Origin of the sequence: Microbacterium oxydans, from assembly GCF_006540085.1 — a bacterium.
In the GTDB taxonomy this organism is placed as follows: domain Bacteria; phylum Actinomycetota; class Actinomycetes; order Actinomycetales; family Microbacteriaceae; genus Microbacterium; species Microbacterium oxydans.
The window spans coordinates 1-13,960 of the sequence record NZ_BJOG01000001.1; the positions used below are offsets into that span (position 1 = coordinate 1).

The window sequence follows — 13,960 nt, forward strand, 5'->3', positions numbered from 1 at the left end:
CCGATCTCGTTTCCGTTGTCAAGTCCGAATTTCTTCGGCCTGACCGTGGGAACGGATCAGCACCTTCGTCCTGTTCACTCAGTGAGTGTCTGGGATTCGGGAGGTGTTAGCTGCTTGACGGGAGCCGGTCCGAGGACCTCCGCTCAACCGTTTGGGGCGAACAAGTAATAAGTTACGCGGATCCCGGGGATCGGGCAAATCAGGGCTGACCGCCGGGCGTGTCGCGCACCTGCGCCACAGATCCGCTTCTCCTCCCTGCTCTCCTCGCGGGTCACTCGACGGTCATTGGCGTAGTCGTGACGTCGATGTTTCCGAAGGGGAACGGGCTGAAGACCGTCCATGAGTCGGAGGTGAATCCCTCCATGGGGATCAGGAAGAACCAGACGAGGGAGACGACGATCGCGACGGCCACGAGTGCCGCGATTCCGATGGCCGCGCGGTTCAGTGCCCTGAGGGCTGCCCGTTCGTCGCTCGCCTTCATCACGCGTCCGAGAGTGATCAGGACGATCGCAGCGATGCCGATGTAGACCAGAGGGCTGGGCCGGAGCGTCAGGTCGATGCAAACGGGCGCTTGGTCGGTCGGCTGTCCTGACGCACCGATGAAGCCGCCGCTCCCGTCGACGCCGCCGGGGCAGTAGCTCCGGCTGGCGACCATGAGTGAGGAGTACACGAAGACGGCGACCAGGGTCGTGATCAGGACGCGTCGGATCTCCGCGATGATCGCGACGCCGGGGAGGCTCGAGCCGGCGACGGTTTCCGGAGTGGTCGGTGCGAGCGACAAGAGGGCCTCCTGGGTGGCTGGTCGTCTCATGATGGCGCAGGCAGTGGAGAGAGGGAAGGGTGCGTCTGCTGGCCCCCGAGACAGGACTCTCCCTTGCTCGCTGGAATATCGGTAGTGTTCGGCCAGAGCCTGAGCAGAAGGACGGCAACGATGCCCGCAGCACCTCAAGGTTGGTACGCCGACCCCGAGCACCCCGCACAGCAGCAGCGCTGGTGGGACGGCACCCAGTGGACGATGCACACCGCGCCCCTGGGGCAAGCACCGAATGTGGCTGTCGCCGTGACCCCCGTCGATGCCGCTCCCGCCCAGGTGAAGTCCTCTCGGATGAAGGTCGTCCTCATCGTGGGAGCGGTGGTGCTCGCAATCCTCCTACTCACCCGCAGCCTGGGTGTGATCATGGTGCTCGCCGGGCTGGTCCTCTTCTTCGTCGCCATCTACGGGATCGTGCGTGGCTCGGCGAAGCTCTTTCGCGTGCGCTCGCGCGGGGCGGCTTGGGCAGCTCTGGGGATCGCGTTCGTTCTGATGTTCGCGGGGTCTGGAGCGAACGCCGCCCTCGGCGGACCGGGTTCCGACACCACGAGCTCGGGGTCGTCGTCGGATGCCAAGCCGTTCGCCTCCGCGCAGACAGAGAAGCCGACCCCCTCTCCCAAGCCCACCACCTTCGAGGAGGTCGAAGAGTCGACGGTCGTTCCTTTCGAGCGGACGACGGCCGACGATCCGCAGCTCGACGTCGGACAGACCGCCATCACGACAGCCGGTGTCGACGGAACCAAGGTCACCACGTACCGCGTGACCTACGTCGATGGTGTGGAAGTGTCGCGCGAAGTCATCGGCGAAGTCGTCACCGTTGCGCCGGTGAACGAGGTGACGTCGAACGGAACGCGACAGCCTGCGCCGGCACCGGTGCCTCTGGTGCAGCCTGCGGCCGAATGCCACTCGAGCTATGCCGGAGTGTGCGTGCCGATCGCGTCGGACGTGGACTGCGCGGGCGGGAGCGGAAACGGACCGGCATATGTCCGCGGGCCGCTGCAGGTCGTCGGGCCGGATGTGTACGACCTCGACCGCGACGGTGACGGGATCGCCTGCGACTGAGACGGGGCCGAGCCACCAGCCGTCGATACGCTAGTCGTCAGCATTGGGGGCGCGACGCCTCAGGGACCGAGGCTACGGCCTCAGAGAGAGTGCGCAATGACGGGTGAGACCTTCTCTGAAGACGAGTTCCGCAGCCAGTGGAAAGAGCAGGCGGACGAGATCGGCCGCTTCAACCTCGCCATCTTCGGCAAGACAGGTGTCGGAAAGTCGACGCTGATCAACGCGATCTTCGGCGAGGAGGTCGCTCCCACCGGCGTCGGCGAGCCCGTCACGATGGACGAGCATCTCTACATCCATCGTTCCGGCTTCCTCGGCCTGCTCGACACTCGTGGCCTCGAGATCGGCAAGGACACCGATGAGCTGATCCGCGAACTCGGCGACTACTTGAAGAAGATGCGCCAGCGGCCGCTCTCCGAGCAGATCCATGTCGCCTGGTACTGCGTCCGGGCGACGGACCGGCGGTTCGAGGACACCGAGGCGGAGTTCATCCGTCGCCTGCACGAGCTCGGCCTGCCCGTCGTCGCCGTCCTGACGCAGGTGCCGTCGCGGAACGGCGAGTACCACGCCGACGCTCTGACCCTGGCTGACCACATCGCGGGGCTCGACCTGCCGATCGTGGGCGGCCGCCCGATCCTGGTGATGTCGACGGCGGACGAGTTCACGGGCCAGGTTCAGCACGGGCTCACGGAGCTCGTCGATGCCACGTTTCGCGCAGCTCCCGAGGGTGTTGAAGCAGCGTTCGCAGCCGCCCAGAAGGTCGATCTGGCAAGAAAGCGCAAGCAAGCTCAAACAGTTGTCCGCGCGGCTGCCACGGCGGCGTTGACCGTCGGAGCGATCCCGATCCCCGTCGCGGACGCAGGGGTGCTCGTCCCCATTCAGCTCGGGATGATGGCGAGGGTCGCGGCGATCTACGGCGTCAGGGTCGAGACCGCCACGATCGCGGCGACCGCAGCGACAGTCGCCGTCTCTGCCGCGGGACGAAGCGCCGTCGCAGGACTCCTGAAGTTCATCCCTGGAGCGGGAACAGTGGTGGGCGGCGTGATCTCGGGCACCGTCGCCAGCACCTTCACCCTGGCGATCGGCTACGCGTGGGCTGTCGTCTGCGGAGAGCTCACGCAGGGTCGACTGCGCGGCGTCGACGGTGCGCTGGACAGCAAACTGGTGCGCGAGCTGTTCCAGACGCAGGTCGGCGTGTGGTTCAAGAAGGTGAGCGGCGGGCGGGGCTGAACGGAGCTCGGCCGCTTTCGGCGTGATCTACCCGGGGTAGATCTGGCGCTCGATCGTTCTGCGCTGGGGCTTATCCGTCACTATCGAGGCGCCTTTCCCACCGACACCAATCAAATAAGACGCGCGAATCGTGGGAACAGGGCGTGGCGAACGTGCGCTCCGGGATCTTCGGCGCCATGGGCGAGTGCGCGGTGATCGGTCAGACAATGATCAACGGGAAGGCCTCCGGAGCGCAGACCCGTATCTCGACGTTCTGCACCGGGATCTTCTGTTCTTGCTGGTCGTGGTGTTCAGGGACTCCGTCGGGACGATCCCCATGGCGGCGCTGGTGGCCATGATGATCTTGGCAGGGATAGGGGCTTTCGACTGCTGGCACAGCGTGCGTCCGTCGAGCCGATCTTGCGGCTCATAGCTCGCGACGACGCATCAAGAGCAGACACGCGTCGATCCGTCTCAACATGCGGAGTCGAGTATGCGAGAGCATAGGCGTATGTCTGTCTCTTTTACATCGACGCCGGATGCAACGACGCCCGACAGCGAGGGGACGTCGGGGCTGCTGCGGCGTTCGCTGAGGCCGACGAATCCGCAGGTGACACTCTGGGACCTGTTGGATGACATGTACCGCTCGGCGATGAACGAGCGAGACAAGGGCTCGAAGTTCGAGCGGTTCCTCAAAAGCTACTTGCAGACCGAGCCGAAGTATGTCGACCTGTTCTCGGATGTGTGGATGTGGCAGGAGTGGCCGGGTCGTGCCGGACGACCAGATACGGGTATCGATCTGGTCGCGCAGGATCGGTACACCGGCGAGCTCACCGCCATTCAAGCGAAGTTCTACGATCCGGCCCGGTCGCTCCCGAAGCAGGAGATCGATTCGTTTTTCACCGAGCTGGGCAAGGCTCCGTTCACGAGCGGGATGATCGTCACGACGGCACGGAACTGGTCGAAGCACGCTGAGGCGGCGCTGAATGATCAGTCCAAACCTGTGCAGCGGGTCGATCTGAACAACCTTGCCGATTCCCGGATCGATTGGTCACTGTTCGACCCGCGCACACCAGAGGTTCTGTACAAGGGGCCGGGTAAGGCTCCACGCAAGTATCAGCGCGAGGCGATCGACGATGTGATCGCCGGGTTCGAGACGCACGATCGCGGCAAGCTGATTATGGCGTGCGGTACGGGCAAGACGTTCACGTCGCTGAAGCTCGTGGAGGAGTACGTGCCCGTTGATGGCTCGGTGCTGTTCCTCGTGCCATCGATCGCGCTGCTGCAGCAGACACTAAACGAATGGACTGCGCAGGCCGATGTGCCGATCCGGCCGTTCGCTGTGTGTTCGGATTCCTCGGTGGGGCGTAAGGAGAACGAGGACGTCTCCGCGCACGATCTTGGGTTCCCCGCGACAACCGACCCGGCGAAGCTGTTCCATCGTTTCCAGATCTCCACAGGCGAGAACACGATCTCGGTCGTATTCTCCACTTACCAGTCGATCGATGTGATCCATAAGGCACAGCAGCTAGGCCTTCCAGAGTTCGACCTGGTGATCTGTGACGAGGCGCATCGCACTACCGGCATCTCTCAGCCCGGTAGTGACGACAGCGCGTTCGTCCGCGTGCATAACACCGAGTTCCTCGCGGCGAAGAAGCGCCTGTACATGACGGCCACCCCACGCGTGTACGTCGAGGACTCGAAGGCGAAGGCTGCGAAGGACGGCGTCGTCACCTACTCGATGGATGACGAGCACACCTTCGGCCCGGAATTCCATCACCTCGGTTTCGGGCGCGCCGTCGAGATGGGACACCTCTCTGACTACAAGGTGCTCATCCTCGCCGTCGATGAAGAATCTGTCGCGACTAGCTTCCAAGACCTCCTCGCACGCGAGGGCGACATGAACCTCGATGACGTCGCCCGCATCGTCGGGTGCTGGAACGGGCTCTCAAAGCGCGGTGTGAATGGCGAGCGCCTCTCGATCACGGATGACGCGCCGATGCAGCGCGCGGTCGCGTTCGCGCGGAACATCAAGGAGTCCAAGGCAATCGCGAACCAGATGAACGTCATCGGACGCGAACTGCTCATGAACGCCCGCAATGGCGACTCCGCTCTCGAGTTGCAGGCCAAACACGTCGACGGCACGTTCAACGTACTAGAACGCTCGGCCAGGTTGGATTGGTTGCAGGCGGGAGAGGCGGCGGATGAATGCCGCATTCTCACGAACGCGAAATGCCTAACTGAGGGCGTGGACGTTCCGAGTCTCGACGCCGTGCTCTTTCTGAACCCCCGCAACTCGCAGGTCGATGTGGTCCAGGCTGTTGGTCGGGTGATGCGCCGCGCTGAGGGCAAAGAGTATGGGTACATCATCCTGCCGATCGCGGTGCCTGCATCGCACGACCCCGGGACAGCACTGAACGACAACAAGAAGTACAAGGTCGTCTGGGACGTGCTTCAGGCCCTGCGTGCGCACGATGACCGCTTTGAGGCGATGATCAACAAGATCGACCTCGACAAGAAAGCCAATAACCGGATCGATGTCATCGGCATCGGCGGAGCCGGCAGCGACCGCGACCCCGGTACGGCATCATCCGATGCTGACGCGAGCGCAGCCCTGTTCTCAATGGCGAACGCCGCCGAGTGGCAAGACGCAATCTTTGCCCGGATGGTGAAGAAGGTCGGCGACCGCCGGTACTGGGAAGACTGGGCCGGCGACGTCAAAGACATCGCCGACCGGCAGGTTACTCGCATCCAGACGATCCTCGACACCGTGTCCGAGGCGCAGACTGAGTTCGCCGGCTTCCACGAAGCGCTGCAGGCGAACCTCAATGACGGCATCACCAGCCGTGACGCCGTCGACATGCTCGTGCAGCACCTCATCACCAAGCCGGTGTTTGATGCGCTGTTTGAGGACTATGCGTTCAGCGAGCACAACCCGGTTTCCCAGGTGATGGACGGCATGCTCACCGTGCTCGATGGGTACAATCTCGACTCCGAGACGGCACAGCTCGAGAACTTCTACCGCTCGGTCCGGGTACGCGCGGAGGGCATTACGAGCGCGGCGGGCAAACAGAAGATCATCACCGAGCTCTATGAGCGGTTTTTCAAGCTCGCCTTCCCGCGCGTCGCCGAGAGCCTCGGCATCGTCTACACACCTATGGAAGTCGTCGACTTCATCCTGCGTGCCGTCAATGATGCTCTTGGCGAGCACTTCGGCGCGAGCATCAGCGACGAGGGTGTACACGTGCTCGACCCCTTCACCGGCACCGGCACATTCATCGTGCGGTTGTTGCAGTCCGGGCTGATCGACCAGGCAGATCTGCTGCGCAAGTACACGAAGGAGCTGCACGCAAACGAGATCCTACTCATGGCGTACTACATCGCCGCGATCAACATCGAAGCGACCTTCCACGCCCTCCAGCAGGATCAGGCACGTGAGTGCGACGAGGATGCGGATGCTGTCGGTTATGAGTCGTTCGGCGGGATCGTGCTCACCGACACGTTCCAGATGACCGAAGACGGCGACGCGCTCGACGAGCGCATGTTTACCTCGAACAGCGACCGCGTCGTCGAACAGAACGCGCTCGACATCCGCGTAATCGTCGGCAACCCGCCCTACTCGGTCGGACAGACCAGCGGCAACGACAACAACGCTAATCTGAAATACCCGACCTTAGATCGCGCAATCGAAGAGACCTACGCGGAGCGATCGGTCGCGTCATTGAAGAGGAATCTCTACGACTCCTACGTCAGAGCTATTCGCTGGGCTTCCAACCGCGTGCTGAGATCCGACCAGGGTGGCATCATCGGATACGTCTCGAACGGTGGCTACATCGATTCGAATTCGGCGGATGGGCTTCGCAAGACCCTCAGCCGCGAGTTCCACGACATCTATGTCTACAACCTCCGTGGTAACCAACGCACTGCGGGTGAACAGAGTCGCAAAGAAGGCGGCAAGATCTTCGATTCGGGATCGCGGAACACCGTCGCGATCCTGTTGCTCATCAAGCGCCCCGGAACGGTCACCGACAGCACTCTGCATTACAAGGACATAGGCGACTACCTCACCCGTGACGAGAAACTCACCACGGTCGACGGCGCATCCATCGGCACACTCGACTGGCAGACGATCACCCCGAATGTCGAGGGTGACTGGATTAACCAGCGTGATCCGAGCTACGACGCCTATCCCACCATCGGGAGTCGCGACAAGACCGAGGAGAAACTATTCGAACGTTTCGGCACGGGGGTCGCTACAAGCAGGGACGCTTGGGTGTACGGGGCGAATTCACGCGAACTTGCCGCCCGAGCCGATGAATTCATTGGAGTTTTCAACGCTGAACAACTTGCATGGGTCGATTCCGATAACGCTGAGCCGCTTGAACGTATGATCACAAGTGACAAGCGCAAGATCAGCTGGTCAGTTGGCCTCAAGAATAGACTCTTGCAGGGGCAGGCGATTGATCCCAGTTTGGGGAGCATCCGGATCGCTGACTATCGCCCTTTCAATCGCCAATACGTGTTCGTGCACTCTCAGATCCTCGAGCGGCCCGCAGCGATCGAGCGTTACTTTCCGGAAAGGACCGACGTCACTCTCTCGATCTACCTCACGTCCCCCTCTACGCACTTTCCTGACTTCGCTGCGCTGATGAATCGCAACATCCCCGACCTTCATCTGCTTGACTCCGGGCAAGTATTTGCCCGCTATTCCTTCTCCCGGCCCGACGCCAATCAGCTCCTCGCTGAGCCGGAACGCCGCGACAACATCACCGACTGGGCACTCGGCGAGTACCAGCACGAGTACGGTGTTCAGGTCACGAAGGATGACATCTTCTTCTATGTCTACGGGCTGCTGCACTCACCCGAGTACCGCGACCGCTACGCCGTCGACCTGAAGAAACAGCTGCCACGCATCCCGATGGTGCCGGGTCGGGATCGGTTCGAGGCGTTCGTCGACGCTGGGCGGACGCTGTCGGAGCTGCACATCGGGTATGAAACGGTAGAGCCGTATCCGCTCACCGAGTCCATTCGCCTGGGCGCACCGGAGGATGAGTTCGAGCGGTTCGCGGTCCAAAAAATGAAGTATGCCGGAAAGGCCGGTGCGTGGGACAAGACCCGCATCGCTTACAACGCGTTCATCGACATCGACGGCATCCCTGAAGACGCCCAGCGCTACATGCTCGGTAGTCGGTCGGCGCTCGACTGGATCATCGAGCGTTACCAGGTTAAGACCGATAAACCCTCCGGCATCGTCAACGATCCCAACGACTGGTCACGCGAGCACGAGCAGCCTAGATACATCATCGACCTCATTGGCCGCATCACCCGGATGAGCCTCGACACGATGAAGATCGTCGACGGTCTGCCCGACCTCGGAATCTGAGGCGGCGCAGGCCGCGAAGCTCAAGGGAGAACCGTATGTCTGAAGAATCACTCGTTCCCAGCTGGCCGACGCTCGTCGTCCCTACGTTGCAGATTCTCTCGGATGGGCAGAGCCGTCATCGTCGCGAGGTCTTCGATGCCGTCGCGGAATATGCGAACGTGGGAGACGTGGCGCGCGCCGAGACTCTAAAGTCCGGGGGTACCCGCTTCAAGCAGCGCATGGGCTGGGTGCTGAGCAACCTGAACAAGGCGCAGTGGGTTGACCGACCTGAACGCGGGCGATATCTGATCACCGACGCCGGTCGAGCTGCTCTGGCTCAGTACCCCGACGGATTCGATTATGGCCTGGCTAAGGTGGTGTTCGCACCGTTCTGGCCAGATAAGACGAAGGTCGACTCGACGCACGCGACCACGTCACCAGAATCGGACGAGGTCTCTGACCCTGTGGAGGTGATCGAGGACGCGATCGCTCGCATCGAGGCGCGCGTCGGTGGCGAGCTCCTCGACCGGTTGCGCGACAGCCATCCAGATTTCTTCGAGCAAGCGGTCGTCGATCTGCTGCTAAAGATGGGATACGGCGGTGCGGCCCAGCGGGGCAAGCGCATCGGCGGCCCCAATGATGAGGGGGTCGACGGGCTCATCGACCAAGACGCGCTCGGCATTGATCAGGTCTACATCCAGGCCAAGCGCTACAAAGAAGGCAACAGTGTCGGGCGCGAGGCGATCCAGGCGTTCGTCGGTGCGTTGCACGGTTTCGGGGCTTCTCGCGGGGTGTTCCTCACAACCAGCGCTTTCACTAGTGGTGCAATCGAGTACGCGAACAAGGTGCCCTCGCGGATCATCCTGATCGACGGCTCCCGGCTCGTAGAGCTCATGATCGCGTACCGCGTCGGTGTTCAGGAGGAGAAGCACTTCAGCGCCGTCGAGGTCGACGAGGACTACTTCAGCTGACCACCGACTCCTCGCCTCGTGCGCGGTGAGATCTCGCCACCCACCCGTCGCTACGCGAATCGTTGTGTGAAAGACGGAGCAAAGTGATGGGACGCGGCATCGGGTTTCTCAGTACACCACCGCATTGCCGGTCGCTGTGGGGACCCATGAGCTGCGTGGCGATATCGTCGGGTCATGGGGACGACGCCTGCCGCGAAGCGGCATCACTACCTGCCGCAGTTCCACCTTCGAGGATTCGCTGACGGCGAGACCATCACCACGGTTGAGCTACCCGGTGACCGTTCATACCGCCAGCCCGTTCGCAAGGCCGCTGCCGAGAACCATCTGTACTCCTTGCCGGATCACCAGGACGGTGCGGACATCTTCGAGAAGGCGCTCTCGCAGTTAGAGGGCGACGTGGCGAGCATCTTCGCGGACATCGGCTCCGGTACCTGGCCTCTGGGCGAAGATGAGCGCGGCAAGCTCGCCTACTACGTGGCACTCCAGATTGCCCGTGGCCCTGAGCAGAAACGCAATATGGAGAATTTCGCTCGCCAAGTCACCCGCATGGAAATCGGCTACGGCGGTCGCGCCGGCATGAAGGGCTGGGTTAAGAAGAACCTGGGTCTTGACGTGGACGATGCGACGGCCGCGAAGTTGTGGGACGACGCGATGCAACCTGATGGTCCGCCCATCCACATCTCGCAGGCCGCGCATATCGAACAGACCCTCGAACTGGCGGACTCTCTACACAAGTACATGTCCGGTCGTCCGTGGACGCTGATGTCCTTCGACAAGCGGTCGCTCATCCTCTCCGACGTTCCGGTCGGCCTGATTCGTCAGACCGACAATGATCAGTGTTGGACGGGCGTTGGCATACTCACGGCGTGGGGTATCACGTTCCCGCTCACCCGGAAGCTGGGGCTGCTGATGAACGACCCGACGTATCTCATCGACAACGGTGTTCCAGTGGAAGACACTCGCGCGGGACGCTTCGATTTCAGGCAGACCGGTAACACTGCCATGGAGAAGCTCTTCAACGAGCACACCGCCGCCAGCGCCAGCATGCGCCTGTTCCACCATCCCGACGATGCCCGGTTCGTCCCGTCCAATCTGCGCGGGCCGTCACCGGTGACGATGTCGTTACAAGGGGTGCCGAAGGAGTTCACAGGCGAACCGTACATTCTCCCGCGTGTGCCGCGAGGGGATACCAACGACGAGCCGTGACATTCGCCAGGCCTCTGCACCGCCTCGAATGTCGGTGCCCCTGACCATACTCGAGGTATACGGCGATCGGAAGCTTGGTTCGCTAAGGCGCGCGCCGCAACGCCCAATGTGAGAAAACTGGCCTGAGTAGAAGTGATCGGAGAGCAATGGCGAGCGAAGTTGTGGGTTCACCTGCCGGGGATCCGTTCCTGCTCGCGCAGGTGCGCGAGTCGTTTGGACGAGTGGTGTACAGCCACAAGACTCATGAGAAGCAGGCCGACCTCTGCTTCACCAAGCACCGCTGGCAGCAGGGCTTTCTCATCGGTCTGACAGCTGTCAGCTCCGGCACGTTCCTCGTTGCTGTGGTCGGTCTTCTCGGTGACCCCGTCCTGACGAGCCTCGCGACTTCCTCCATCGCCCTGCTGGTTACCTGGAGCAGCCTGGGCGCGAAGACCTTCAGATTTGCGGATGAGTCGGATGCGCATCGCGGAATCGCTTCGAAGCTTTGGGATGTCCGTGAGTCGTACATCTCGCTAATCACTGACCTCATGTCCGGAACGGTCTCCGACGCCGAGGGCCGAGAGCGCCGTGACGAGCTCCAGGAGTCCACTCACGAAGCGTACGCAGTCGCACCGAGGACAAGCTCGAAGGCCTTCGCGCGCGCTCAGGATGGGCTGAAGAACAACGAAGAGATGACCTTCACGCCACGCGAGATCGACCTATTGCTCCCCGAAGCTCTCCGTCTCGAAGAACCGGAGGCATGACCGTGGAGACTTCAGAGATCTTCGACGCGTTACTCGAGAACCTCAAGGTCGGTGAGCAGGCCGGCATCATCGCATCACGCCGGGACGAGATCACGAAGGCGCTGAACAAAGACTTCCGCTCCAAGGACGGTTGCACGGACTACAAGCTCATGGTCGGATCGTTCGGCCGGCACACTGCTATCAAGGGCGTCTCCGACCTCGACATGATCTTCATCCTGCCGCCTGGGATTCGGTCGAGCTACGACGGAGACACCGGGCCGAGACGGATACTCGAACGCGTCCGCGATGACCTGAAGTCGCGGTACCCCAACACAGACATCCGCGTCGATCAGTGCGTGGTGCGGGTGCAGTTCACTTCCAACGCTTTCAAGTTCGAGGTCCAACCCGCGTTCGAGAACGAGGACGGCACCTTCGACTACCCCGACACGAAGGCTGAAGGATGGAAGACCACCAAACCTCGCGAGGAGATCGCCGCCACCAAAGAGTGCAATGATCGCACCTCGAAGAACATGCGGCACCTCGCCCGGATGGCAAGGGCGTGGAAGAACCAAAACGGCGTCAACATGGGTGGGCTGCTCATCGACACCCTCGTGCATCGCTTCTTCTCGCAGACCACCGATTACGACTCGGCAAGCACTGACACGTTCGATCTGATGGCGCGAGACTTCTTCGAGTTCCTCAAAGAAGAGCCGGACAAGGACTATTACCTGGCGCTCGGCAGCAACCAGCGAGTGAAGGTGAAGGCGCGATTTCAGCCCAAGGCCAAGAAGGCCTACAACCGCTGCCTCGAAGCAATCGATGACGCGGGCAAGTCGTCCGCGAACAAGAAGTGGCGGGAGGTCTTCGGTACGTCCATCCCGCTGACCGCGAGCACCAGTAACCTGTCGCAGTCCTTCAGAGACACCGAGCAGTTCATCGAAAGCAAGTACCCCGTCGACATCACCGAGACGGTCACCATCGACTGCGAGGTGACGCAGGACGGCTGGAGGCCCACCAGGCTACGGGAGATGCTTCGCACGGGTGCGCTACTCAGGGCCGACAAGAGCTTGACGTTCCGAGTCGTCAGCTGCACGGCGGCTGAGCCGTACGAACTGAAATGGAAGGTGCTCAACCGCGGCGCAGAGGCCGAACGTCGAAACATGATCCGTGGCCAGATCGTTGATTCGAGTAGTCCCGGTGCCCGCACTGAACACTCAGAATTCAAGGGCGAGCACGTGGTTGAGTGCTACGTCGTCAAACATGGGATTGTCGTCGCCCGCGATCGGATCGACGTACCGATCAGTAACACAGCCGTCAGGACGGCGACCGCCGGATAGAGCGACCAGCAGCGCGCCGAAAATGAGGCGACGACGTCGGCCGGCAGCTCCGACGCGCGTCTAGCGACCGCGTTCATACACTAGTCCTCCCCCGCAAAAAAAAAGAACCGCTCCCCCGACTTCACCTGCTGCGCCACCCGCCGCAACGCCAACAACAACGGCTCCACCAGCACCGACCCCAGCACCACGTACCGCACCGCAGCTTCCGCAGACTCCTCCGGCACCCCCGCGATCTCCGCTTCCGCAATCCGCCGCGCACTTGCGAGGTACTCCGCCATCGCCGCATCCGGCACGGTGAACCCGACGCGCTCCAACCCCTGCAGCGCCCGCGCGACCGCGTGCAGCACCGCCTCGTCGCACATCCCCGGCTTCCACCCGAGCCGCGCGACAAGAGCCTCCGCGTCCGTCAGGTCCAGCGACTCATCCGCCGGCGGAGTGATCGCCGCATGTGCCGCCCCCAGCAGCTCGTGCGCACTCGCCGGCGGATCATCCAGCGCCCCCAGCACCCGCCGCGTCTCGGCGATGCTCACCCCCGCGTCGAGCAGCGCCCGGATCACCCGCAGCCGCTCCACGTGCTTCTCGCCGTACGCGGCCTGCGTCGCAGACGACCGCTCACCCTCGGGCAGCAGCCCCTCGCGCAGGTAGTACTTGATCGTCGGCACGGTCACGCCGGTCTGGGCTGACAGTTCGGAAATTCTCATGGCCACCTCTTGACATCGATAGTAGCGCTATCCATTATGGATAGTGACACTATCCAAACAAGGAGTCATCATGTCGAAAGTCATCACGGGCCGCATGACCCACCGCCACGACGGCGAGCTCGTCGTGTTCCACATCGGGATGCAGATCAACCGCTGGTGGCGCCCCGACCTGTGGATGCCGGCGTTCTTCGCCATGCCGGGGATGCTGCGCGAACTCAGCACCGACCCCGACTCGGGCATGCTCGGCTACCACCTGCTCTTCGGCTCGGGCGGACCCTACGTCGTGCAGTACTGGTCATCCGTCGACAAGCTCTACACCTACGCGTCCAGCCCGAACCAGCAGCACCGTCCCGCCTGGACCGCCTTCAACCGCGCAGCCCGCAAGGCTCCGGGAGCGGTCGGCATCTGGCACGAGACCTTCCGCGTCGACACCGCCGAGAGCGTGTACGTCTCGACGAAGCCGATGGGGCTGCCCAAGGCCACGGAACTCGTGCCCGTCGGCAAGCGTCACGACCGAGCGCAGGCACGGTTCGCGGATGGGCGGACGGGAGCGCCGACCTCCGAGCCTGCGCAGTAACCCTC

General features: G+C 62.5%; 10 protein-coding genes and 1 pseudogene. 9 read left to right on the forward strand and 2 right to left on the reverse strand.

The genetic code is table 11. The features are described 5' to 3' along the window. Positions 1 to 271: 271 nt before the first annotated feature. Positions 272 to 781: a hypothetical protein gene (locus tag MOX01_RS00005; RefSeq protein ID WP_141367993.1), complete on the reverse strand. Its 510-nt coding sequence runs from the start codon at positions 779 to 781 to the stop codon at positions 272 to 274. A 150-nt stretch (positions 782 to 931) separates the two neighbouring features. Between MOX01_RS00005 and MOX01_RS00010 the strand changes: the two genes are divergently transcribed. The 8 genes and pseudogenes from MOX01_RS00010 to MOX01_RS00045 all read left to right on the forward strand — a co-directional run bounded on the left by MOX01_RS00010 (position 932) and on the right by MOX01_RS00045 (position 12,677). Further along, the gene (locus tag MOX01_RS00010; RefSeq protein WP_141367994.1) at positions 932 to 1,873 is read left to right on the forward strand and encodes a G5 domain-containing protein; all 942 of its coding nucleotides are present in this window, start codon (positions 932 to 934) and stop codon (positions 1,871 to 1,873) included. A gap of 96 nt (positions 1,874 to 1,969) precedes the next feature. Next, on the forward strand, positions 1,970 to 3,100 hold the full coding sequence (locus MOX01_RS00015) for a GTPase family protein (protein WP_141367995.1): 1,131 nt from the start codon (positions 1,970 to 1,972) through the stop codon (positions 3,098 to 3,100). 110 nt (positions 3,101 to 3,210) lie between these two features. Then, positions 3,211 to 3,494, forward strand: a pseudogene (locus MOX01_RS00020) (SulP family inorganic anion transporter); the annotation flags it as partial. A gap of 96 nt (positions 3,495 to 3,590) precedes the next feature. Next, positions 3,591 to 8,462 carry a DEAD/DEAH box helicase gene (locus MOX01_RS00025; RefSeq protein WP_141367996.1) on the forward strand — a complete coding sequence of 1,624 codons (4,872 nt, stop codon included), beginning with the start codon at positions 3,591 to 3,593 and terminating at the stop codon, positions 8,460 to 8,462. Between the two features lie 35 nt (positions 8,463 to 8,497). Further along, positions 8,498 to 9,412: a restriction endonuclease gene (locus MOX01_RS00030; RefSeq protein ID WP_141367997.1), complete on the forward strand. Its 915-nt coding sequence runs from the start codon at positions 8,498 to 8,500 to the stop codon at positions 9,410 to 9,412. A 174-nt stretch (positions 9,413 to 9,586) separates the two neighbouring features. Further along, positions 9,587 to 10,618: a DUF4238 domain-containing protein gene (locus MOX01_RS00035; RefSeq protein WP_141367998.1), complete on the forward strand. Its 1,032-nt coding sequence runs from the start codon at positions 9,587 to 9,589 to the stop codon at positions 10,616 to 10,618. Positions 10,619 to 10,764: 146 nt separating this feature from the next. Then, on the forward strand, positions 10,765 to 11,361 hold the full coding sequence (locus MOX01_RS00040; RefSeq protein WP_141367999.1) for an SLATT domain-containing protein: 597 nt from the start codon (positions 10,765 to 10,767) through the stop codon (positions 11,359 to 11,361). Continuing rightward, on the forward strand, positions 11,358 to 12,677 hold the full coding sequence (locus tag MOX01_RS00045; RefSeq protein WP_141368000.1) for a nucleotide-binding domain-containing protein: 1,320 nt from the start codon (positions 11,358 to 11,360) through the stop codon (positions 12,675 to 12,677). Before MOX01_RS00040 ends, MOX01_RS00045 begins: the two co-directional genes overlap by 4 nt. A gap of 80 nt (positions 12,678 to 12,757) precedes the next feature. Here the strand turns inward: MOX01_RS00045 and MOX01_RS00050 are convergent, their stop codons facing one another. Continuing rightward, positions 12,758 to 13,378, reverse strand: a complete 621-nt coding sequence (locus MOX01_RS00050) for a MerR family transcriptional regulator (protein ID WP_141368001.1) — start codon at positions 13,376 to 13,378, stop codon at positions 12,758 to 12,760. 70 nt (positions 13,379 to 13,448) lie between these two features. Here MOX01_RS00050 and MOX01_RS00055 point away from each other — a divergent pair, with 70 nt between their 5' ends. Next, positions 13,449 to 13,955, forward strand: a complete 507-nt coding sequence (locus MOX01_RS00055) for a DUF4188 domain-containing protein (protein ID WP_141368002.1) — start codon at positions 13,449 to 13,451, stop codon at positions 13,953 to 13,955. Positions 13,956 to 13,960 lie beyond the last annotated feature (5 nt).

Coding starts and splice junctions, on each gene's coding strand:
- MOX01_RS00010 (WP_141367994.1), top strand. CDS start 932: ATGCCCGCAGCACCTCAAGGTTGGTACGCCGACCCCGAGCACCCCGCA.
- MOX01_RS00015 (WP_141367995.1), top strand. CDS start 1,970: ATGACGGGTGAGACCTTCTCTGAAGACGAGTTCCGCAGCCAGTGGAAA.
- MOX01_RS00025 (WP_141367996.1), top strand. CDS start 3,591: ATGTCTGTCTCTTTTACATCGACGCCGGATGCAACGACGCCCGACAGC.
- MOX01_RS00030 (WP_141367997.1), top strand. CDS start 8,498: ATGTCTGAAGAATCACTCGTTCCCAGCTGGCCGACGCTCGTCGTCCCT.
- MOX01_RS00035 (WP_141367998.1), top strand. CDS start 9,587: ATGGGGACGACGCCTGCCGCGAAGCGGCATCACTACCTGCCGCAGTTC.
- MOX01_RS00040 (WP_141367999.1), top strand. CDS start 10,765: ATGGCGAGCGAAGTTGTGGGTTCACCTGCCGGGGATCCGTTCCTGCTC.
- MOX01_RS00045 (WP_141368000.1), top strand. CDS start 11,358: ATGACCGTGGAGACTTCAGAGATCTTCGACGCGTTACTCGAGAACCTC.
- MOX01_RS00050 (WP_141368001.1), bottom strand. CDS start 13,378: ATGAGAATTTCCGAACTGTCAGCCCAGACCGGCGTGACCGTGCCGACG.
- MOX01_RS00055 (WP_141368002.1), top strand. CDS start 13,449: ATGTCGAAAGTCATCACGGGCCGCATGACCCACCGCCACGACGGCGAG.